Here is a 16,782-nt window from a genome sequence, read left to right as displayed (position 1 = left end):
GGATATGACACTTTTGTTACAAACCCCCTTTAAAGTCGTTTAGCAATCAAATCATGGCAATAGTTGGCCAATTGCTTACGATCAGGCGAGCTATTCGCAGATTGAGGATATGAAGACAGGATCTGGATTTTGGCTACCAGGGAGCCACTTTTAATGACATTGGACATAGACTCTAATAGGCCCATATCCCCAATGAAGGCAGGTGCCTCATTTCTAACCCCTGTTGATCTAGAAAGATATTGAAGGGCAAGCGGGAAAACTGGCACCCGGGCAACAATCGCCGACTCAAATAAATTGGGCTTGAAGGGTAAGACTTCAATGCCTAAGGTTGAAGTACCCTCAGGAAAGATGCAAATTGACTCCGTCTTAAGCACTGCTGCCATTTGGTCAACCACCTCTCTAGCATGGCGAGCACTATCCCTCCTGATAAACACGGTGCCTAATTGCTCTGCCATCCAACCAAAAATGGGCCAAGTTCTCACCTCAGACTTAGCTACGAAGCGAATAGGCTTGAATGCATTGATCACGTGAATATCTAGCCATGAGATGTGATTGGAGGCAATTAGATATGCGCCATTGGGGAGCAAGCCGGCACCCTCAACCACCAACTCGATATTAAATATCTTCAGGAGACGGCGAGACCATATCTGTATTTTTTGATCTTTACTATTGCGATCTAGAAAAGGGAAGATGAAAGATATCGTGCAGATACCGCAAATGACATGCACCCAAATCTGAGACCAGACCAAGATACGCATGAGCTTTGAGAGCTCCTTTACTTGAGGATTTGAGTATGCATCTTTCATAAGCAAGCTCAAATATAAATCAAGTCATCAAACTGTCGCAAAAGTGTCATGAGGCCTTCACAATCAGTCGGCTTAATGTTTACTCATGACGCATTACAGAGCGATTTGGATTTCAGATGTGCACCTGGGAACTTCAGGGTGTCAGGCTAACTACCTCCTCGATTTTCTAAAACATAATGAGGCTGATAAGTTCTACTTAGTTGGCGACATTATCGATGGCTGGAAGCTAAAAAGATCTTTCTACTGGCCACAATCCCATAACGATGTCGTGCAAAAGCTACTACGCAAGGCTCGCAAAGGTGCGGAAGTCATTTATATCCCAGGCAATCATGACGAAGCTGCTCGTCAGTACTTTGGCATGTCTTTTGGTGATATCCAAGTTCAAGAAGAGGTCATTCACACCACGCTTGACGGAAGAAAGCTTTGGGTAACCCACGGTGACCTATTTGATGGCGTAATGCAATACGCTAAGTGGCTGGCCTATGTTGGCGACTCAATGTACTCCTTCATTCTTTACATTAATCGTTACTTCAATATGTTGCGGGTCAAGATGGGTCTGCAATATTGGTCACTCTCACAGTATTTAAAGCATCAAGTCAAAAATGCAGTGAGTTATATCGCTGACTTTGAACACATTATGGCTAGAGAGGCGCGTTTACGTGACTGCGATGGCGTTGTATGCGGCCATATTCATAAAGCAGAAATTCGTGAGATCGACGGACTCCTCTATTGCAACGATGGCGATTGGGTTGAAAGCCTCTCTGCTCTGGTGGAGACGACTGAAGGCGAGCTCAAAATTATTTACTGGACGCACATCAAAGGCGATCCAGTTGTCGCAACAGAAATTACTCACCAACCAGCTGTTCAAGTTCTGATTAAAGAGGCTATCGCATGAAAATTATGATCATCACCGATGCATGGGACCCCCAAGTGAATGGCGTCGTGAGAACGCTTAAGCAAACGAGGGCTGAATTAATTGGCATGGGTCATGAGGTCGAAATGATTACCCCAAATGGCTTTAAATCCATTCCCTGCCCGACCTATCCAGATATTGCACTGTCATTATTCCCCGGGAAAGAAGTTGCCCGCAGAATCAAAGCATTTGCACCCGATGCAATGCACATTGCAACAGAGGGTCCATTAGGTCTATCCGCCCGCTCATATGCCGTTAAGAATGGCCTGCCCTTCTCCACTGCGTATCACACCCGCTTTCCGGAGTATGTCAAAGCACGTACCGGAATTCCACTTGCCATTACCTATGCCTTTATCCGCTGGTTCCACGGCCCATCAATGGCAGTCATGGCGCCTACGATTGTGGTTAAGGATGATTTGGAGAAATATGGCCTCAACAACGTAGTACTGTGGTCACGGGGCGTGGATTTGGATATCTTCAAAATGCAAGATTCCAAAGCACTCAATAGCGCTCATCCGATCTTTTTGTATGTTGGTAGAGTCGCGGTTGAAAAAAATATTAACGCCTTCTTGGAAATAGATCTTCCTGGATCCAAATGGGTAGTTGGTGATGGCCCAGCGATGGCTGGCATCAAAGAAAAATATCCCAACATTAACTATCTCGGCGTCCTGCAGCAACATGAATTAGCCAAAGTGTATGCGGCTGCCGATGTATTTGTGTTCCCAAGCAAAACAGATACATTTGGGCTGGTATTGCTAGAGGCAATGGCTTGTGGAACTCCTGTAGCCGCCTACCCAGTAACTGGACCAATTGATGTATTGGGTAATTCCCCGGCAGGCGCCATGAATGAGGATTTGCGCGTTGCTTGCCTACAGGCTCTCAAGATTCCACGTGAAGTAGCCAGGGCTCATGCAGAGAAATTCTCGTGGAGGGCAGCATCCGAGCAATTTGCGAACCACCTTAAGCCGGTGCCATCACCCGAAGTTCATGTCACTGCCCTTGCTTAAGACTGTACCGTGACCACTCCTTACAACATCAATCAAAACCCCCACAAGGGAAATCGGGGGCTAACTAGAGCTTGGCATGCAGCGAAGAACTCTTGGTGCGGGATCGTTTATGCCTTTCAAGAGGAAAGTGCCTTTAGACAGGAATTATTTTTACTTGTTGTACTGACCCCTGTTGGACTTTTTTTACCTATTAGCCCTCTTGAAAAATGTGCTCTCATTGCTTCACTCATCATGGTCTTAGTAGTTGAACTACTTAATTCCAGCGTGGAAGCAGCCATCGACCGGATTTCATTTGATCACCATGATCTCTCAAAGAGGGCTAAGGATTTTGGGTCAGCAGCTGTCATGCTTGCACTACTCATTTCAGCACTACTTTGGCTCACGATCTGCATACCAATTGTCACAAATTGGTAATAGAGCATCCCTACTATTGGAAGAATTAATAAAGGAAAACTATGTCTGATATTCCAAACCCATTAGGTGCATTTGATATCTTCAATTCACGATTTGATAGTAAGCCAAAGAAATTAAAGAAAAATAAAGCTGAAGCAATTAAAAAGCTGTTTTCTAAAAAATTAGCCAAGAAGCTATTTGGTAAAAAGTTTGCGTTACGAACACGTACTGAATTGATGGCAATTGAACCCGTTGTTATTGACAAGGCAATTGCAAAACCAAAGCGCCCTGCCTTCCAAATTACCTGGGCAAGCAATGCTAGTGAGATCAAAGAAGCGCAACGTCTTCGCTACAAGGTATTTGCAGAAGAAATGGGCGCCAATCTACCTAAAAATGCAGAAAACCTCGATATTGATGAATTTGATGCCTATTGTGATCACCTATTAATTCGGGACCAAGAGACTCTAAAGGTAGTGGGCACCTATCGCGTTCTACCTCCGCACAAGGCTAGCGAAATTGGTCGCCTTTACTCTGATTCTGAGTTTGATCTTTCACGCTTAAATCATTTACGCCCAAAAATGGTAGAGCTTGGTAGATCCTGTGTACACGCAGACTATCGCTCTGGTGCAGTCATCATGGCTTTATGGAGTGGATTGGCTCAGTACATGCAAAAGCATGAATATGAAATCATGCTCGGCTGTGCAAGCATCCCAATGGCTGATGGCGGTCACTTCGCGGCCAGCCTCTACAACTCTTTGAGTAATGATCAAATGGCTCCAGTCGAGAACCATGCTTTTCCTCGTCTGCCATTACCCCTAGATCGCCTTAATGGAGGCTTGGAGGTGGAACCGCCACCTTTAATTAAGGGCTATCTAAAATTAGGCGCGAAGATTTGTAGCGCACCAGCCTGGGATCCTGATTTCAATACCGCTGATGTACTAACGATGTTGCGTCTTTCAGAGATAAACCCACGCTACGCAAAGCACTTTTTGGGGCTGTAAGAATTACTTCAAGCTAATGCTGTAAGGTCGGCCGATACGCTCCCACTCGGCCGCTTCCTTTTGAAGACTAAATTCAGTTAACGGATGTTCTTTAGCCCATTCTTTGGAAAGGCTCACTAGATAATCTCCATTGTGCTCTGAGACCTTCACCTTGGGTAAATTGACATCACTACGCCCACGGCATAGCACTTGTGCTAGCCGCATACAAAAAAGCATGCGCCAATCAGTGAAGGAGGCGTTATTCGCTAACTTCCCCAGCTTCCCAGCGTGGCCAATGAGTAAAGCAGCTAATCTAGCTTGATCATTTTTTGAGAAACCGGGCATATCTGCATTACCGGCAATATAGGCCGAATGCTTGTGATAACCGTTATGAGAAATCGACAAGCCAATTTCATGAAGATTGGCAGCCCATTGTAATAAAGCAATATTATCCGCTCTACTTTCTCCATCTGGCTTGGGCAGTTGAGATAAGAACTCAGCTGCTAAATTACCAACCCGTTTAGCCTGCTCACGATCTACGGCATAACGTTGCATGAATTGCTCAACTGTAACGAAGCGCATATCCTCATGTTGAGAGCGGCCCAATAAGTCATAAAGGACGCCGATTCTCAAAGCGGCGTCTGTGACCTCCATGGACTCAATACCGAGTTCATCAAAAATAGCGATCATGATCGCAAGTCCACCGGGCCAGACGGCACGTCGATCATCCTTAAGACCTTGTAATTCAACCTTACTGATGTGATCATATTTAAGCAGATGCTTTTTCATGGCCCTTAAGCCATCGCGAGTAATCAAACCATCTGGGCCGTCCACTTGGCCATTGAAGTTATTTTCTGCAATGAGCTCCGCCAAAGCGCGAGCAGTCCCCGAAGAACCAATAACTTGCTTCCAGCCAGTCTTTAGATATGCCTCAGAAATAACCTGAATCTCGCGTCTTGCAGCCAACTCTGCCTCTTTAAACGCATGAGAATCTATATTTCCCTTAGGAAAAAATCTCAGGCTATGAGAGACGCACCCGATATAAAGACTTTCCATCAGCCTGGGTTCGTAACCTTTGCCAATAATCAGTTCGGTAGAGCCCCCACCAATATCAACTACCAGACGATTACCCTGTACCACCGGGACTTCATGAGCGGCACCAATATAGATCAAACGCGCTTCTTCTACACCTGCGATAACTTCAATGGGGAAACCTAGGGCCTCCTCGGCCTCTTTGATGAAGTGAGAGGCATTCTTAGCCACTCGAAGGGTGTTGGTGGCGACAGCGCGCACATTAGCAGGATCAAACCCTCGAATGCGCTCACCAAAGCGCCGAATTGAAGCAATCCCACGCTGATAGGCATCATTACCCAATAGTTTGTTGTCAGTTAATCCAGCAGCAAGGCGGACAGACTCACGCAGTGTATCAATCGGACGAAGCTGAGTCCCCGAAGGCGTCTTAACGACTTGGGCCACCAGCATACGAAAGCTATTAGAGCCAAGGTCGACTGCAGCGACGAGCTCAGTTGCATTCATTGCAGATTGATGTAGATTTAAGGGCACAGCATTTCCAATAGAAACGGGTTAACTTGAATATGTCTATTTTATTAAACTCTGATGACATATTCGTGAAACTAGACCTCAGTCTACTGGGGAAGTGGCTTAGGCAGCTAAATTTTGCTCAGCGCTGGAACAATCTTGGCTTCCGAAGCTGCAGAAGATGCAGCAATCCCCTGATCTAGGCCTCAAAATGGTGCTGCAACTTGGACAGCGATATAAGTGCTGAGAATAGCCTTGCGAAACCTCTAGGGTTTCTTGTCCACGGCAATTGGGACAGGTAATGGTTGTATGTAGTAGGTTCACAGCTTGGATCATGAGCTGTGACTATTACAAAATGAAGACAGACAAAGCCTCATACACCAAACACCACCTCATCTAAGCTTTGATCAAGTCCTCTTATCTTCACTGAACTGTCATACTTTAAGCGCATTATGCAAGCTTAAATTCACCTCAGGAGATATGGGATGCTTTATCAAATTATCCCTCTTGAAATGGGCTCCCTGGTCCAAAGATCTATCTTTAAAAAACAGAACAAAGAAATTAAATGTGGGACTGTTTGGAAACTGGGTTCCATCATCACTCCCACAAAGCCACGGTTCATGACGCGATATCAAGCTCAAGTGGGAATTTGTATTTCCGATATTCCGGGAGCGGAGATTAGCAAGACTTATAACGGGGAAAAGGTAATCTACTTTTCTGAGACTATTGATGAAGACGAGCAAGATGAGCTTGCAGACATTTTCTATGGCAAATCAAAAAAGTATTCCGGAGAATACGCACATGTCTTTCAAGATCTAGGCTGGAAGGGGATGGGAGAAAATACATACATCTTTGGCGAGTTAGAGATTAAAGAAATTCATGATGAACCGCAGCAATATAAATAGAGACTCAGGCGGATTATTCTCAATTAAATTTAAATTTAAAGCCATGCGCTTCATGGTATTTTTTCTCACTATCGCCACACTAGGCTTTTCTACAGGAGCTATAAGTCAGACCTTTAAGTTTGTCGCCCTAGGTGACATGCCTTACTCACCACCAAAGGATTTCCAGCGCTTTGAAACTTTGGTAACTGAAATCAATCAGCTAAAACCCAGTTTCAGTATTTTTGTTGGCGATACTAAGTCTGGCTCAAGTCTTTGTAGCGATGCGCACAATAAAACCATAAAACAATATTTCTCAAGTTTTAAAGACGCGCTAATCTATAGCCCTGGTGACAACGAATGGACTGATTGCCATGGACCCTTGGCAGGTGCATACGATCCTTTGGAGAGACTTGAGACCTTAAGAACGGAATTTTTTAACTCTAATCTCAGTTTAGGCGGCAAACCTATTTCCTTGCAAAGACAATCCGATATTGATCCAATCAATTTGAAATTTGTAGAAAACTCGTACTGGATAAAAAATAATTTCTTATTTGTCAGCCTACACATACCAGGGTCGAACAATAATAATGAAGGCGCTAAGTCAGCCATCGAAGAATATCAAGATAGAAATCGAGCCAACTTAGCATGGATCGATCAAGCATTTAATTTAGCAAGCCAAAAAAATATAAACGGCATCATCTTTGCCTATCAAGCTGATATGTTTTATAAGCCAAGTCAATTAACGAATAGCGATAGTGGCTACCGAGATACATTAGAAATCTTAATATCGAGGTCGGAGATTTTTAAGAAGCCCGTCTTATTGATTCATGGTGATAGTCATCGACTTAAAATTGATCAACCCCTGTTTAACAAGAATCATAAAAAGGTGCTGGAAAATGTCTTACGACTTCAAGTAATGGGAGCCGATCAAGTGCAAGCAGTTGAAGTTCAGGTAAATCCCGCCCAAGAGCAACCCTTTAGCTTCAGGCCGATTGTTATCAGAGAAAATTACTAGCAACAACCTGCTTGAGCTTCATTTGAAGTTGAATAAACTCACATACCTCATGCGTAAATGGCACGGGATGACCCGCACCCTTAACCTCAAATGTAATTAAAGCTGGTAAGGAGACCTTTGCAGAGCTTACCCGTTGTCTTGTACAAATCTTTGAATCAGAGCCGTAAATCAATGCTACACGCCCTCTATAGTCGTCCATTGCCTCATGAAAGTTCATGCCCCAAACATCTGCTTTATAACTTAGATCAAAATGGCCTGGTAACTGTACATCGGTTATTGCCTTTGCATCTACCCTTAAATCTTGCGCCAGATCCTTTATTTCTTTGAAGCCAATTTCATTCTTCATAGACTTGTATAAGGAATATAAGGCCGTCCAGTTGACTGTTAAAGCGATGTCGTTGAGGATAATTTCAGAAATTTTCTTACCAAAGGTTTGGGTTAAATACATAGCTAGAACGCCACCCATGCTTGTTCCCAAAACTGTAAAGGTACTAGTTGCTGGACTGTTGTCCAGGATTACCTTCATTAAGTACTTGATATCGGATAAATAAAGTGACATTTTATAGTTATCAGACTCGGCAATCGACTCAGAATCACCTCTTCCAGGCAAATCCACACTAATAACCTTGCAATCACTAAAATTTAAGAAATAGGTGTGCAGATTCAGAAATGATCCCCTAGTTTCGAGGAGCCCGGGGAGACAAAGCAAAACTTTTGTCGCCTGCAAATTTCCCGAAATGGTGTAGGCTAGTTTTCGATTGACAGCGCCATCTGTAATGTTGAGATACCGATTTTCAGGGGGCGTTACATTAGATCCGATATTTGATTGAGGCACCCCTTCTTGAGAATCAACATCAGAGATCGGGCCCATGACATCCAAAGAAATTTTCGATGAGTTGACATTTCCACTCTTTTCAAGAGCCGCAACAATTTTTTGATCAATACGATTAAAGCTTAATCGGCGGAATATATTAAATATTAAATTCATATATTGATTAAATACATTACCTTTACCTATAGAGTTTGACCCCCAATGAAATTGAAAGGCTGTTCGTACCGAACGAAAATATGCAAATGAGAAGGCACAATATTGATGGAGTGAAAGATATACAAAGAGAAATTATTGTTTAATCTATCATCACGCCAATATCGAATTTAGTAGTTTTAAGTTGCTAATGGGCATCAATCAGTAGTGCTCGGGCTCCAAAATGCTTGATGCACATAATCCAAACAAGACAGATCCGCAATCAAGGCATCCATCTTCTCCCCCTCAACTGCAGTTGCCGTGAGTACAGCCTGGATCTCTACGTCATCGTTACCAAACTGATGTACCTCTACATCCTGAGTTTGATATCCTGCCGCCTCCAATATCTGAATAAATTGCTTTAAAGCCCGTTTTTGATCAGTCTTTGAAATAATGATGCAGACTGAATTCGTAACCTCAACAAACTTGGTATCAAGTGGTTGCTGATTAATGATGCTGACGATTGGGCGCAATAAAGTATTGGCGGCAAGTACAAAGCACGCTGCAAGTCCTGCTTCAAGTATTAAATCAGCTCCAGCGAGCGCACCGACTGCTCCAGAACCCCATAAAGTAGCTGCGGTATTGATCCCTCGAACATTACCTTCTTCGCGCATGATTACGCCAGCACCCAAAAATCCAATTCCCGACACAACATAAGCAATCACGTGCACAGCACCATCATGACCACCCAAACGATTGGCTGCATCAACAAAAATAGCCGCTCCAAGGGCTACCAATACATTTGTTCTAAGACCTGCAGTTCTTTGCCGAAATTGACGCTCCAATCCAATAGCCCCACCAAAAATAAATGCTGCGGTAAGGCTGACTGCAGTATCTGCAAGGGATATGAGATTGATATTGTTTAAGGATTCCATAGATAGGTTAGCGGCTAAGGCTTGAGATGACCCAAACCTAGGGTTTGAACCATGACTTTGAAAACCTCTGTGTTATCCATGAATCCGAGGAATTTTTCTGAACCAGGGCCCATGGCATTTAGCACCGCATCATCAGCCGTATGAACACCCATTCCTTGATGTGAAGGTAAGTTGCCCGGCATATGAATAGCATCCTCTTGTAGCTCGATATATTTAGGATTGGTGACATATTTATCAGACCCATCTTTTATCGCTGGCTTAAATGTCCCGTCTAGTTTCGGATGAAGTGTTTCATAGTGATCAGGATAGTTCCCATAAAAGAATGCAAGGCGTTTACTCACATCAATTTGATTTGGGTATCCTGCCACGTTGGCTTTAGGATAGTTAGGGTAGCCAGCATCCGCATATACCCCCACTTTTTCCCTCAGGGGTCCAGGTTTAGCATCATTCACAACACCGCTAATTGAGCCGCTATGGGTATGATCAGGAGTAACGATGATTAAAGTATCAGGATTTTTCTGAGCAAAGTCTTTAGCAATTTGTACAGCATTACTCAGCATAATAGTGTCAAAAGCAGCCCGCTCCCAGTCTAGTGGGTGATTAAACTTATCAATCAAAGCGGCCTCGACCATCAAGAAAAAGCCGTTCGGGTTTTTAGATAGAACATTAATCGCTGCTTGTGTCATCTCCGTTAGATCAGGCTGATCAGGGTATTGCGCGACAGTATTTTTCTTTAAGAAAAACCGATCTAAAGATCCATCCATATTGTCTGGATGAAATACCCCAAATAGCTTTCGAGTCTCTTTGGCATTAGCTGCTGCCAGTAATTCCTGTTTGGTTAAGGCGATTGAATATCCCGAACCTTCAAATTGGGCTACAAGATTTTTATCATCCTTTCGTTTTGATACCTTAGTAGACTGGGGGTAAAAATAAGCAGAGCCCCCTCCTAAAATAACCTCTGCTCCACTAGCAAATAATTGATCGGCAATGTATGCCTTGTCAGCTCTTCTTCTGGTGTGGGCTACCATGGCGCCTGGAGTCGCATCCTGTAATTCTGCATCAGAGACAATCCCAACTGACATTTGGGTCTTGCGCTTAATTAACTCAGAGATGGTCTCTACTTTTGGATGAGAGAAGTTATCCGTAGAACGTGAAACATAAACCCCCATGGCATTCACCGCAGTCTTGTGACCGGTTGTGTAAGCACTCATTGAGTTTGCAGAATCGGTAATCAATGAATCAGATCCTGAGGTTCCAATTAAGGCCATATTGGGCATATCATCAAATGACAGCTTACCCTGATATTTACCTTCATCAATTCCTTTAGATAGAACGCGCGCAGATGTACGATTCGCAATCGTCATTCCATCACCAATAAAGAGGATGATATTTTTTACTTTCCGAGGGCCGCTCATGTAGACATCCCAGTTCACCTGGATGTTTTCCTGACCTGCCTTGGCAATGAGAGTGTATTGACCAGGCTTGGCAAGCTGAATGTCTCGATAAATTAGGGAGCTTCCTTTACCCACTTCATTTGAAATGAATACTGGCTGTGACTTGATTTGTGCTTTGATAGGTGCATTATTGAGCTGGACGTCCAAATCTTCCAACCTATACTCTTGATCCAGTTCAATTTTGATATCAAATTTTGAGCCGGCAAGAATAGAAGCCTTATTAATCGGATAAATAGACGCCGCCTCAACCCAAATTGCCTGAAGTAGAAGAGCAATAAATAAAACTGGATAAGCAATTCTGATAGCAAACATAAGCAATTTCTGATAGTGAAAATCAATCAAACATAATTACTTTTTTTGATGTCATTGTTATGACATCATCCATTTTTTAAAGCTCAAAACCTTGCCTTGAGAGCAATATAGGGTAATTTGAGTTAATTGTGATAATGAATACGATGAAGTTGATCTTGAATTTGTAATTTATTCAGGCTTTCAATCGGCAAATCAATGAGTAGCTCGATTCGATTACGTAGACCAAGCTCGACCTGCGTAAAGGTATGGCGTATTTTTTCATCATCACCAATATTGGAATTGGCTGGATCAGGGAATCCCCAGTGGGCTGTTGAGGGGTGTCCCGACCAATAGGGGCACTCTTCGGCTATGGCTGAGTCACATAATGTGATGATGAAGTCCATCCTTGGGGCTCCTTCACGACCAAATTCATCCCAGCTTTTACTTCTCAGAAGTTGAATAGGATACCCCATGGACTTAGCTATTTCCAAGGCAATTGGGTGAACTTCCCCACTGGGCTTAGCTCCTGCAGAATACCCCGTAAATCGCCCATGACTTAGTGTGGTGGTCAATGCCTCTGCAATAATTGATCGCGCAGAGTTTCCATTGCAAAGAAAGAGGATATTGTATTGATTGTCCATGAATCAATAGCTAGATAAGCTCATCTAGATTTAAAACATACCTCCGGTCAATTAGAAATGTGCTGGCACGGTGATCCGTCTTTTCATATTTTTGATTAACCAATTCCTGTTTGATATTTATGCCACCCTGTGAACGTGCATCAAGTTGACGTCGAAATAGAGTGGATAAATTGATATCACCTTGATTATTCATGATATTCCCCCGGCAAATAATTAAGACTTCATATTACGAAGGAAATATTTCAGATTCATTGCAATTACCGAGCGAATAAACCAGGCAATCGGATATTGGTGACATTGATTTGTAATATTCCGCAATTAAAGTTTAAGCTTTAGGCATTCAAGTTAGATGCGACCGATTGCCCTTCTTCTACTGCTGATTCCGTTGGCTTGTAAGGCATTTGAGCCGCTAAATACAGATGATGCAGGTACTGTACCTAAGGATTTAAATCAAATTGAGCAGTATTTTTTTACTACTGCTTCACATGGTGGCGGATCGGCTAGTACCGTGGACATCATTACACCTGGAGAAGAATATTTCGGCGGGCAAGGCGCCAAGGCTTTCCCATTCACCTACACTCGCGGAGTTGCAGACAATCTTGAGCTGTCTTTTGGCGCCACCTACTTTGCCTCCCCAAGGGGGAGCTTCTCACCCATATCCAATAAGGTAGTAGCTCTGAAATGGCGCTTTGCTGAGAATGATCAGTGGGGCTTCGCAATTAAACCCAGCATCACTCTGCCCGGATCTCCACAGCAACAAGTTGCTGGATTAGATCTCGCGCTACCAAATTATGGCGTCAATCTGATTGCTTCACATTACTGGGATTTGTTGGAAGTGCATTTAAATGCAACGTATAGCAAGTCTCTCTACAACACCAATTACCAGATTGGTACTGGTGTAACGGAGAATAGAACCAATATATGGTTCTTCTCAATGGCGCCTGTTTGGAGGGTAACCAATAAGCTGCGGCTGGCACTGGACATCGGTCTAACTACCAACCCTCCAATTACAGAACAATATCTAAGCAACTATGCACTGGTTGCGGCCATCATATCGGCAAGTGACAGTCTTGATATCGGCATCTCCTATATGAAAAGCGCTGCAAACATGGGAATCATTGCGAGCAATTCAGGTATCAATGCCTCCCGCTCTGAGATCGGATTCACATGGCGCTTTTAGCTACCCAGACGGTGTGCAATATTCCGATTGCGATAGGCCACCCTTGTGTCATGCCAAATAATCAGCACTTTCATAAAAAATTGCTTCATAAAAACCTCCATAGAGTTAACCAACATAATTGCTTTTTATCTTATCGCCTGAGTATTTCAGGCTAATGTCAAACACTTACTATTGATAAATATTTTTTAGCTAACTTAGGCGCCTCATTTTGACTTTAATTACTACCCTCCCCTTCCCTATTAATGGTGTTGTTTTTGCATGGGCGATGACAGCTGATGGAAAGAATTATGAAATCCCCTTATTTGATATTGCAGATGCCTTGAATAATTCAGATTTATCAGTTTGGTTACATCTCAACTTATCCAATTCTCAAGTTCAGCGCTGGCTTAAAAATACCTCCCTCATCCCAGATCGAGTTGTAGAGATGATCGATGAGGGGGTAACTCGAAGTCGCCTGGAAAGAATTGAAAAGCTAGATGATTGCCTATTGATGGTGATGAATGATTTTGAGCAAGAGTTTGGAGATGATCTTAGTAATGGTGACTTGGGTACTCTTTGGGCCATTCTTACTCCGAGACTCATGATCTCCTTAAGAAATATCCCACTACGAACGACTGATCGCCTGCGATCTGATTTGCGCTCCGGCTTACTCAGCCCCAGTTCCGCAATCGAACTCTTTCATGAGCTGATTGATTTACGCGCAGAATACTTGCGAACTCTCCTTATCAATTTATCCGAAACCATGGATGACTTAGAGGAGCTTCTCCTTAAAGGCAAAGAGCTTCCTGAACATGAGTTTTTAGGCAGGATTCGCATTCAATGCAGTCGCCTGAGACGTCAATTCTCACCCGAACTGATTGCCTTACATCGGCTACAAAAGCGTCTACCCTACTGGTTTTCTGAGGACGATAAGTTCCGCCTAAATGACGATTTAGAATTGCTCTCGTTCTTGGTCCAGGAAATTTCCAATCTATATGATCGTGCAAAAGTGTTGCAGGATGAGCAGGCTGCTCACGTTGCCGAATTCAATGCAAAAAATCTGCAGGTCTTGTCTGTTATGACGGTAATCTTCTTACCTATGACGCTCCTCACCGGCATCATGGGCATGAATATGGAGGATTTACCAGGCCTCAAAGAATCTTTTTACATCGTCATGGCGCTGATGGCTGCTGCCGGCGCTTCCGTATATATCGCTCTTAAAATCAGAAAAATCATTTAATAGTGGGCTGCAAGATTGCTTAAAAAGTAAGCAATTGGGACTCGTCCCCGAGTATCGAATGGGTGCCCAACGGAAACAAGCAGCTCTCATACAAGGGAGGGATTGCTGGGACTAAACATCACCCCGAAATCTCCCGCAATCTGAATTAAAAACCCTTTATGAGACAAAAAAGCGATTTTGTCATATTACTTTGCTAGCATTCTTTTGTTCTTATTACTTTTACCTGGATATCCATGAGCCAATATAAATATGAAGATGCCGTAAAACAGCTACAAGAGTCTGGTGCTATTGGCCTACAAGACTTTAAAAATTTATCCTATGAAGATTTAAATGAGCTACTTGAGGAAATCAAGGTGTGGTGCTTATATGCCAATGGCAAGTTAGATAAGCTGCCTAAAGAATCCAAGAAGAAAAAGGACAAGAAGGACAAGAAAGATAAAAAAGACAAGAAGGACTAAGCAGTTGAAGCGCCTCTAAGTTGAAATACGCTCCTTAGGAAAGCGAAGGGTAAAGGTACTTCCCTGCCCAGGCGTGCTATTGATAATCAATTGGGCTTGATGGCGATTCGCAATGTGCTTAACAATTGCCAACCCTAAACCAGTTCCCCCGGTATCTCTAGAGCGACTTCTATCTACGCGATAAAAGCGTTCAGTAAGCCGGGAGAGGTGCTCCGAAGCAATTCCAGGGCCTGTGTCCGCAACTGAAAACTCACCCTCACCATGCTCATTTACGGACCATGTCACATGAATTGAAGCGATATCTGGTGTGTATCTAATGGCATTGGAGACTAAGTTACCAAATGCAGAAAGAATCTCCCTCTCTTCACCCAATAGATAACTCTGGTTCAAAACCTCAAAACTAAACGCATGACGACCCTGAGAAAGCGCCTCCGCATCATTCTTTAATAGCGCCATCAGAGTGGCAATATTAATTTTTTCAAGAGAAGCAGGTAGGGTATTTGCTTCTAGGTTCGCTAGAGTCAATAAATCCTCCACCAGACTCTTCATTCTCTGAGCCTGAGACATCATCATTTCAAAATACTGACTTTGCTGAGACTTTTCAAGATCTAGCGACTGCATAGTCTCTAAAAATCCCATTAAGACCGTAATTGGCGTTCTCATTTCATGCGAAACGTTTGCTACGAAATCACGTCGCATTGCATCAGCCTTCTGCAGATCTGTTACATCCTGAACAAGCAAGAGATGCCTCTGGTCACCAAATGGGAAGATTTGCAACATCAAACTCAGATTAGAGCTTGGGCCCATCCTCTCCATCAATAAAGGATCCTCAAAGGCTCTCTTATACAAATACTGGATAAATTCTGGGCGTCGAATCAGAAAATTAATCCTCTGAAGCGCATCACGCTTAAAACTCAAGCCAAAGAACCGTTCAGCAATGGCATTGCACCACTCAATATGATCCTCACTATCCAACATCACAATGCCATTAGGCGAAGCCTGAAAAGCCTCAATAAAACGATTGTGCTGTTTTTCGATGGATAGTATTTGCTGCTTCAGATTGCGGACTAAGCGCTGTAGGCGAAAAAAAATCTCCTCCCAATAACCGCTCGGCAAAGGCATGGATTCGACTGAGTCGGATAAGGTAAATCTTCTTAAACGGGCTAAATTAATGTAGGAATAAATCAAGGGCACTGCAAGCACCGATATTGCTGCCGCAACCCCGTAGTAATGGCCCAAATTGGATGATGCTATATAGGCAGCAAGAAAGGCTAGGCAAATAAGCAGAATAAAACGGGAAATAACGGATAACATTAGGCAATCTTAGAGCATTTGCTCAATCGGATCCAAAACTCTGGTGTGAGGCCTGATTCTAATTAGGTCTGGGTTGGCGTCTTAGTAATACGATAACCACTGCCCCGAACCGTCTCAATATAGCGATCACAGTCCGTAGGAGACAGGGCTGCTCTTAACCTCTTGATATGGACGTCTACCGTCCGCTCCTCGATATAAACCTCGTTTCCCCAAACCTTATCAAGCAAATTTGCCCGAGAATGCACCCTTTCAGGATTGGCCATCAAGAACTGTAAAAGGCGATATTCGGTAGGCCCCAAGGGAACGGGTTGAGGCTCGATATTGGGCCAAACAGCCGTTACACGATGAGAGAGTGGATCCATTCTTAACGGACCTACAGATAGAGGTCCAGAGTCCTCTGTTGGCACTTGGCGACGTAAAAGTGCCTTTACACGTGCAACCAATTCCTTGGGTGAGAAAGGCTTAGTTACGTAGTCGTCTGCACCAGAATCGAGCCCTAAAACCTTATCTGACTCGTCACTTTTGGCTGTCAGCATCAGAATGGGTAGAGAGCGGGTACGCTCATTCAAGCGCAGCTCTTTAGCAAACTGAACGCCAGACTTACCAGGGAGCATCCAGTCCAAGATTAAAAGGGAGGGCAACTCATCTCGCATCAAATTCATAGCGAGATCAGTTTGAAGAGCCCTCTCCACTTCGTAGCCTGCATGAGTCAGGTTGATTGCAATGAGCTCAGCAATCGAAGGCTCATCCTCAACAATCAATATTCGGTGAGTCATCTGGGATTCCGCT

The 16,782-nt window shown here is 43.6% G+C and carries 18 protein-coding genes; 9 read left to right on the top strand and 9 right to left on the bottom strand.

Features of this window, described 5'->3' with window-relative positions; all coding sequences use genetic code 11:
* Positions 1–29 precede the first annotated feature (29 nt).
* Positions 30–806, bottom strand: a complete 777-nt coding sequence (locus ICN16_RS00780; RefSeq protein ID WP_216133164.1) for a 1-acyl-sn-glycerol-3-phosphate acyltransferase — start codon at positions 804–806, stop codon at positions 30–32.
* Positions 807–891: 85 nt separating this feature from the next.
* Here ICN16_RS00780 and ICN16_RS00775 point away from each other — a divergent pair, with 85 nt between their 5' ends.
* The 4 genes from ICN16_RS00775 to ICN16_RS00760 are packed head-to-tail and all read left to right on the top strand — an operon-like array spanning position 892 to position 4,120.
* On the top strand, positions 892–1,701 hold the full coding sequence (locus ICN16_RS00775) for a UDP-2,3-diacylglucosamine diphosphatase (protein WP_216133163.1): 810 nt from the start codon (positions 892–894) through the stop codon (positions 1,699–1,701).
* Positions 1,698–2,726, top strand: a complete 1,029-nt coding sequence (locus tag ICN16_RS00770) for a glycosyltransferase family 1 protein (protein ID WP_216133162.1) — start codon at positions 1,698–1,700, stop codon at positions 2,724–2,726. The genes ICN16_RS00775 and ICN16_RS00770 overlap by 4 nt, the downstream gene beginning before the upstream one ends.
* Before the next feature lie 9 nt (positions 2,727–2,735).
* Positions 2,736–3,140: a diacylglycerol kinase gene (locus ICN16_RS00765; RefSeq protein ID WP_216133161.1), complete on the top strand. Its 405-nt coding sequence runs from the start codon at positions 2,736–2,738 to the stop codon at positions 3,138–3,140.
* Positions 3,141–3,181: 41 nt separating this feature from the next.
* On the top strand, positions 3,182–4,120 hold the full coding sequence (locus ICN16_RS00760) for a GNAT family N-acetyltransferase (protein ID WP_255533546.1): 939 nt from the start codon (positions 3,182–3,184) through the stop codon (positions 4,118–4,120).
* Positions 4,121–4,123: 3 nt separating this feature from the next.
* Here ICN16_RS00760 and ppx read toward each other — a convergent pair whose 3' ends face one another.
* Both ppx and ICN16_RS09900 read right to left on the bottom strand, forming a co-directional pair.
* Entirely contained in the window at positions 4,124–5,635 is a 1,512-nt protein-coding gene (ppx, locus tag ICN16_RS00755) for an exopolyphosphatase (protein WP_216135537.1), read from the bottom strand.
* A gap of 126 nt (positions 5,636–5,761) precedes the next feature.
* On the bottom strand, positions 5,762–5,974 hold the full coding sequence (locus ICN16_RS09900; RefSeq protein ID WP_304608897.1) for a GDCCVxC domain-containing (seleno)protein: 213 nt from the start codon (positions 5,972–5,974) through the stop codon (positions 5,762–5,764).
* 149 nt (positions 5,975–6,123) lie between these two features.
* Here ICN16_RS09900 and ICN16_RS00750 point away from each other — a divergent pair, with 149 nt between their 5' ends.
* Positions 6,124–6,543, top strand: coding sequence for a hypothetical protein (locus ICN16_RS00750; RefSeq protein WP_216133160.1), 420 nt, complete (start codon positions 6,124–6,126; stop codon positions 6,541–6,543).
* Entirely contained in the window at positions 6,518–7,537 is a 1,020-nt protein-coding gene (locus ICN16_RS00745) for a hypothetical protein (RefSeq protein ID WP_216133159.1), read from the top strand. Before ICN16_RS00750 ends, ICN16_RS00745 begins: the two co-directional genes overlap by 26 nt.
* Here the strand turns inward: ICN16_RS00745 and ICN16_RS00740 are convergent.
* The 4 genes from ICN16_RS00740 to ICN16_RS00725 all read right to left on the bottom strand — a co-directional run bounded on the left by ICN16_RS00740 (position 7,521) and on the right by ICN16_RS00725 (position 11,822).
* Entirely contained in the window at positions 7,521–8,525 is a 1,005-nt protein-coding gene (locus ICN16_RS00740) for an alpha/beta fold hydrolase (RefSeq protein WP_216133158.1), read from the bottom strand. The genes ICN16_RS00745 and ICN16_RS00740 overlap by 17 nt on opposite strands.
* A 194-nt stretch (positions 8,526–8,719) precedes the next feature.
* Complete coding sequence (locus ICN16_RS00735; protein WP_216133157.1) at positions 8,720–9,436, bottom strand: MgtC/SapB family protein; 717 nt, start codon at positions 9,434–9,436, stop codon at positions 8,720–8,722.
* A gap of 14 nt (positions 9,437–9,450) precedes the next feature.
* Complete coding sequence (locus tag ICN16_RS00730) at positions 9,451–11,202, bottom strand: alkaline phosphatase (RefSeq protein WP_216133156.1); 1,752 nt, start codon at positions 11,200–11,202, stop codon at positions 9,451–9,453.
* A gap of 122 nt (positions 11,203–11,324) precedes the next feature.
* Positions 11,325–11,822 (bottom strand): arsenate reductase ArsC, encoded by a 498-nt coding sequence (locus ICN16_RS00725; RefSeq protein WP_216133155.1) that lies wholly within the window; start codon positions 11,820–11,822, stop codon positions 11,325–11,327.
* A gap of 349 nt (positions 11,823–12,171) precedes the next feature.
* On the opposite strand from ICN16_RS00725, the gene ICN16_RS00720 reads away from it, so the two are divergent.
* From ICN16_RS00720 to ICN16_RS00710, 3 genes are all read left to right on the top strand, one after another.
* Positions 12,172–13,002, top strand: a complete 831-nt coding sequence (locus ICN16_RS00720; protein WP_216133154.1) for a hypothetical protein — start codon at positions 12,172–12,174, stop codon at positions 13,000–13,002.
* Between the two features lie 208 nt (positions 13,003–13,210).
* Complete coding sequence (locus tag ICN16_RS00715; protein ID WP_216133153.1) at positions 13,211–14,221, top strand: CorA family divalent cation transporter; 1,011 nt, start codon at positions 13,211–13,213, stop codon at positions 14,219–14,221.
* 233 nt (positions 14,222–14,454) lie between these two features.
* Positions 14,455–14,679, top strand: coding sequence for a hypothetical protein (locus ICN16_RS00710; RefSeq protein WP_216133152.1), 225 nt, complete (start codon positions 14,455–14,457; stop codon positions 14,677–14,679).
* 15 nt (positions 14,680–14,694) lie between these two features.
* On the opposite strand, the gene phoR is transcribed toward ICN16_RS00710, so the two are convergent.
* Both phoR and phoB read right to left on the bottom strand, forming a co-directional pair.
* Entirely contained in the window at positions 14,695–15,993 is a 1,299-nt protein-coding gene (gene phoR, locus ICN16_RS00705; RefSeq protein ID WP_216133151.1) for a phosphate regulon sensor histidine kinase PhoR, read from the bottom strand.
* Between the two features lie 62 nt (positions 15,994–16,055).
* Complete coding sequence (gene phoB / locus ICN16_RS00700) at positions 16,056–16,769, bottom strand: phosphate regulon transcriptional regulator PhoB (RefSeq protein ID WP_216133150.1); 714 nt, start codon at positions 16,767–16,769, stop codon at positions 16,056–16,058.
* Between the last annotated feature and the right edge of the window lie 13 nt (positions 16,770–16,782).

The sequence above is a fragment of the Polynucleobacter sp. es-MAR-4 genome (assembly GCF_018882055.1).
Taxonomy (GTDB): Bacteria; Pseudomonadota; Gammaproteobacteria; order Burkholderiales; family Burkholderiaceae; genus Polynucleobacter.
Note: the sequence above shows the minus strand (reverse complement) of the source record. Positions and strands in the feature narration are given on the sequence as shown.

What these genes read in the sequence shown, in the direction of transcription:
- ICN16_RS00780 (WP_216133164.1), bottom strand. Translation starts at nt 806, where the DNA reads ATGAAAGATGCATACTCAAATCCTCAAGTAAAGGAGCTCTCAAAGCTC.
- ICN16_RS00775 (WP_216133163.1), top strand. Translation starts at nt 892, where the DNA reads ATGACGCATTACAGAGCGATTTGGATTTCAGATGTGCACCTGGGAACT.
- ICN16_RS00770 (WP_216133162.1), top strand. Translation starts at nt 1,698, where the DNA reads ATGAAAATTATGATCATCACCGATGCATGGGACCCCCAAGTGAATGGC.
- ICN16_RS00760 (WP_255533546.1), top strand. Translation starts at nt 3,182, where the DNA reads ATGTCTGATATTCCAAACCCATTAGGTGCATTTGATATCTTCAATTCA.
- ppx (WP_216135537.1), bottom strand. Translation starts at nt 5,635, where the DNA reads ATGAATGCAACTGAGCTCGTCGCTGCAGTCGACCTTGGCTCTAATAGC.
- ICN16_RS09900 (WP_304608897.1), bottom strand. Translation starts at nt 5,974, where the DNA reads ATGATCCAAGCTGTGAACCTACTACATACAACCATTACCTGTCCCAAT.
- ICN16_RS00750 (WP_216133160.1), top strand. Translation starts at nt 6,124, where the DNA reads ATGCTTTATCAAATTATCCCTCTTGAAATGGGCTCCCTGGTCCAAAGA.
- ICN16_RS00745 (WP_216133159.1), top strand. Translation starts at nt 6,518, where the DNA reads ATGATGAACCGCAGCAATATAAATAGAGACTCAGGCGGATTATTCTCA.
- ICN16_RS00740 (WP_216133158.1), bottom strand. Translation starts at nt 8,525, where the DNA reads ATGAATTTAATATTTAATATATTCCGCCGATTAAGCTTTAATCGTATT.
- ICN16_RS00735 (WP_216133157.1), bottom strand. Translation starts at nt 9,436, where the DNA reads ATGGAATCCTTAAACAATATCAATCTCATATCCCTTGCAGATACTGCA.
- ICN16_RS00730 (WP_216133156.1), bottom strand. Translation starts at nt 11,202, where the DNA reads ATGTTTGCTATCAGAATTGCTTATCCAGTTTTATTTATTGCTCTTCTA.
- ICN16_RS00725 (WP_216133155.1), bottom strand. Translation starts at nt 11,822, where the DNA reads ATGGACAATCAATACAATATCCTCTTTCTTTGCAATGGAAACTCTGCG.
- ICN16_RS00720 (WP_216133154.1), top strand. Translation starts at nt 12,172, where the DNA reads ATGCGACCGATTGCCCTTCTTCTACTGCTGATTCCGTTGGCTTGTAAG.
- ICN16_RS00710 (WP_216133152.1), top strand. Translation starts at nt 14,455, where the DNA reads ATGAGCCAATATAAATATGAAGATGCCGTAAAACAGCTACAAGAGTCT.
- phoR (WP_216133151.1), bottom strand. Translation starts at nt 15,993, where the DNA reads ATGTTATCCGTTATTTCCCGTTTTATTCTGCTTATTTGCCTAGCCTTT.
- phoB (WP_216133150.1), bottom strand. Translation starts at nt 16,769, where the DNA reads ATGACTCACCGAATATTGATTGTTGAGGATGAGCCTTCGATTGCTGAG.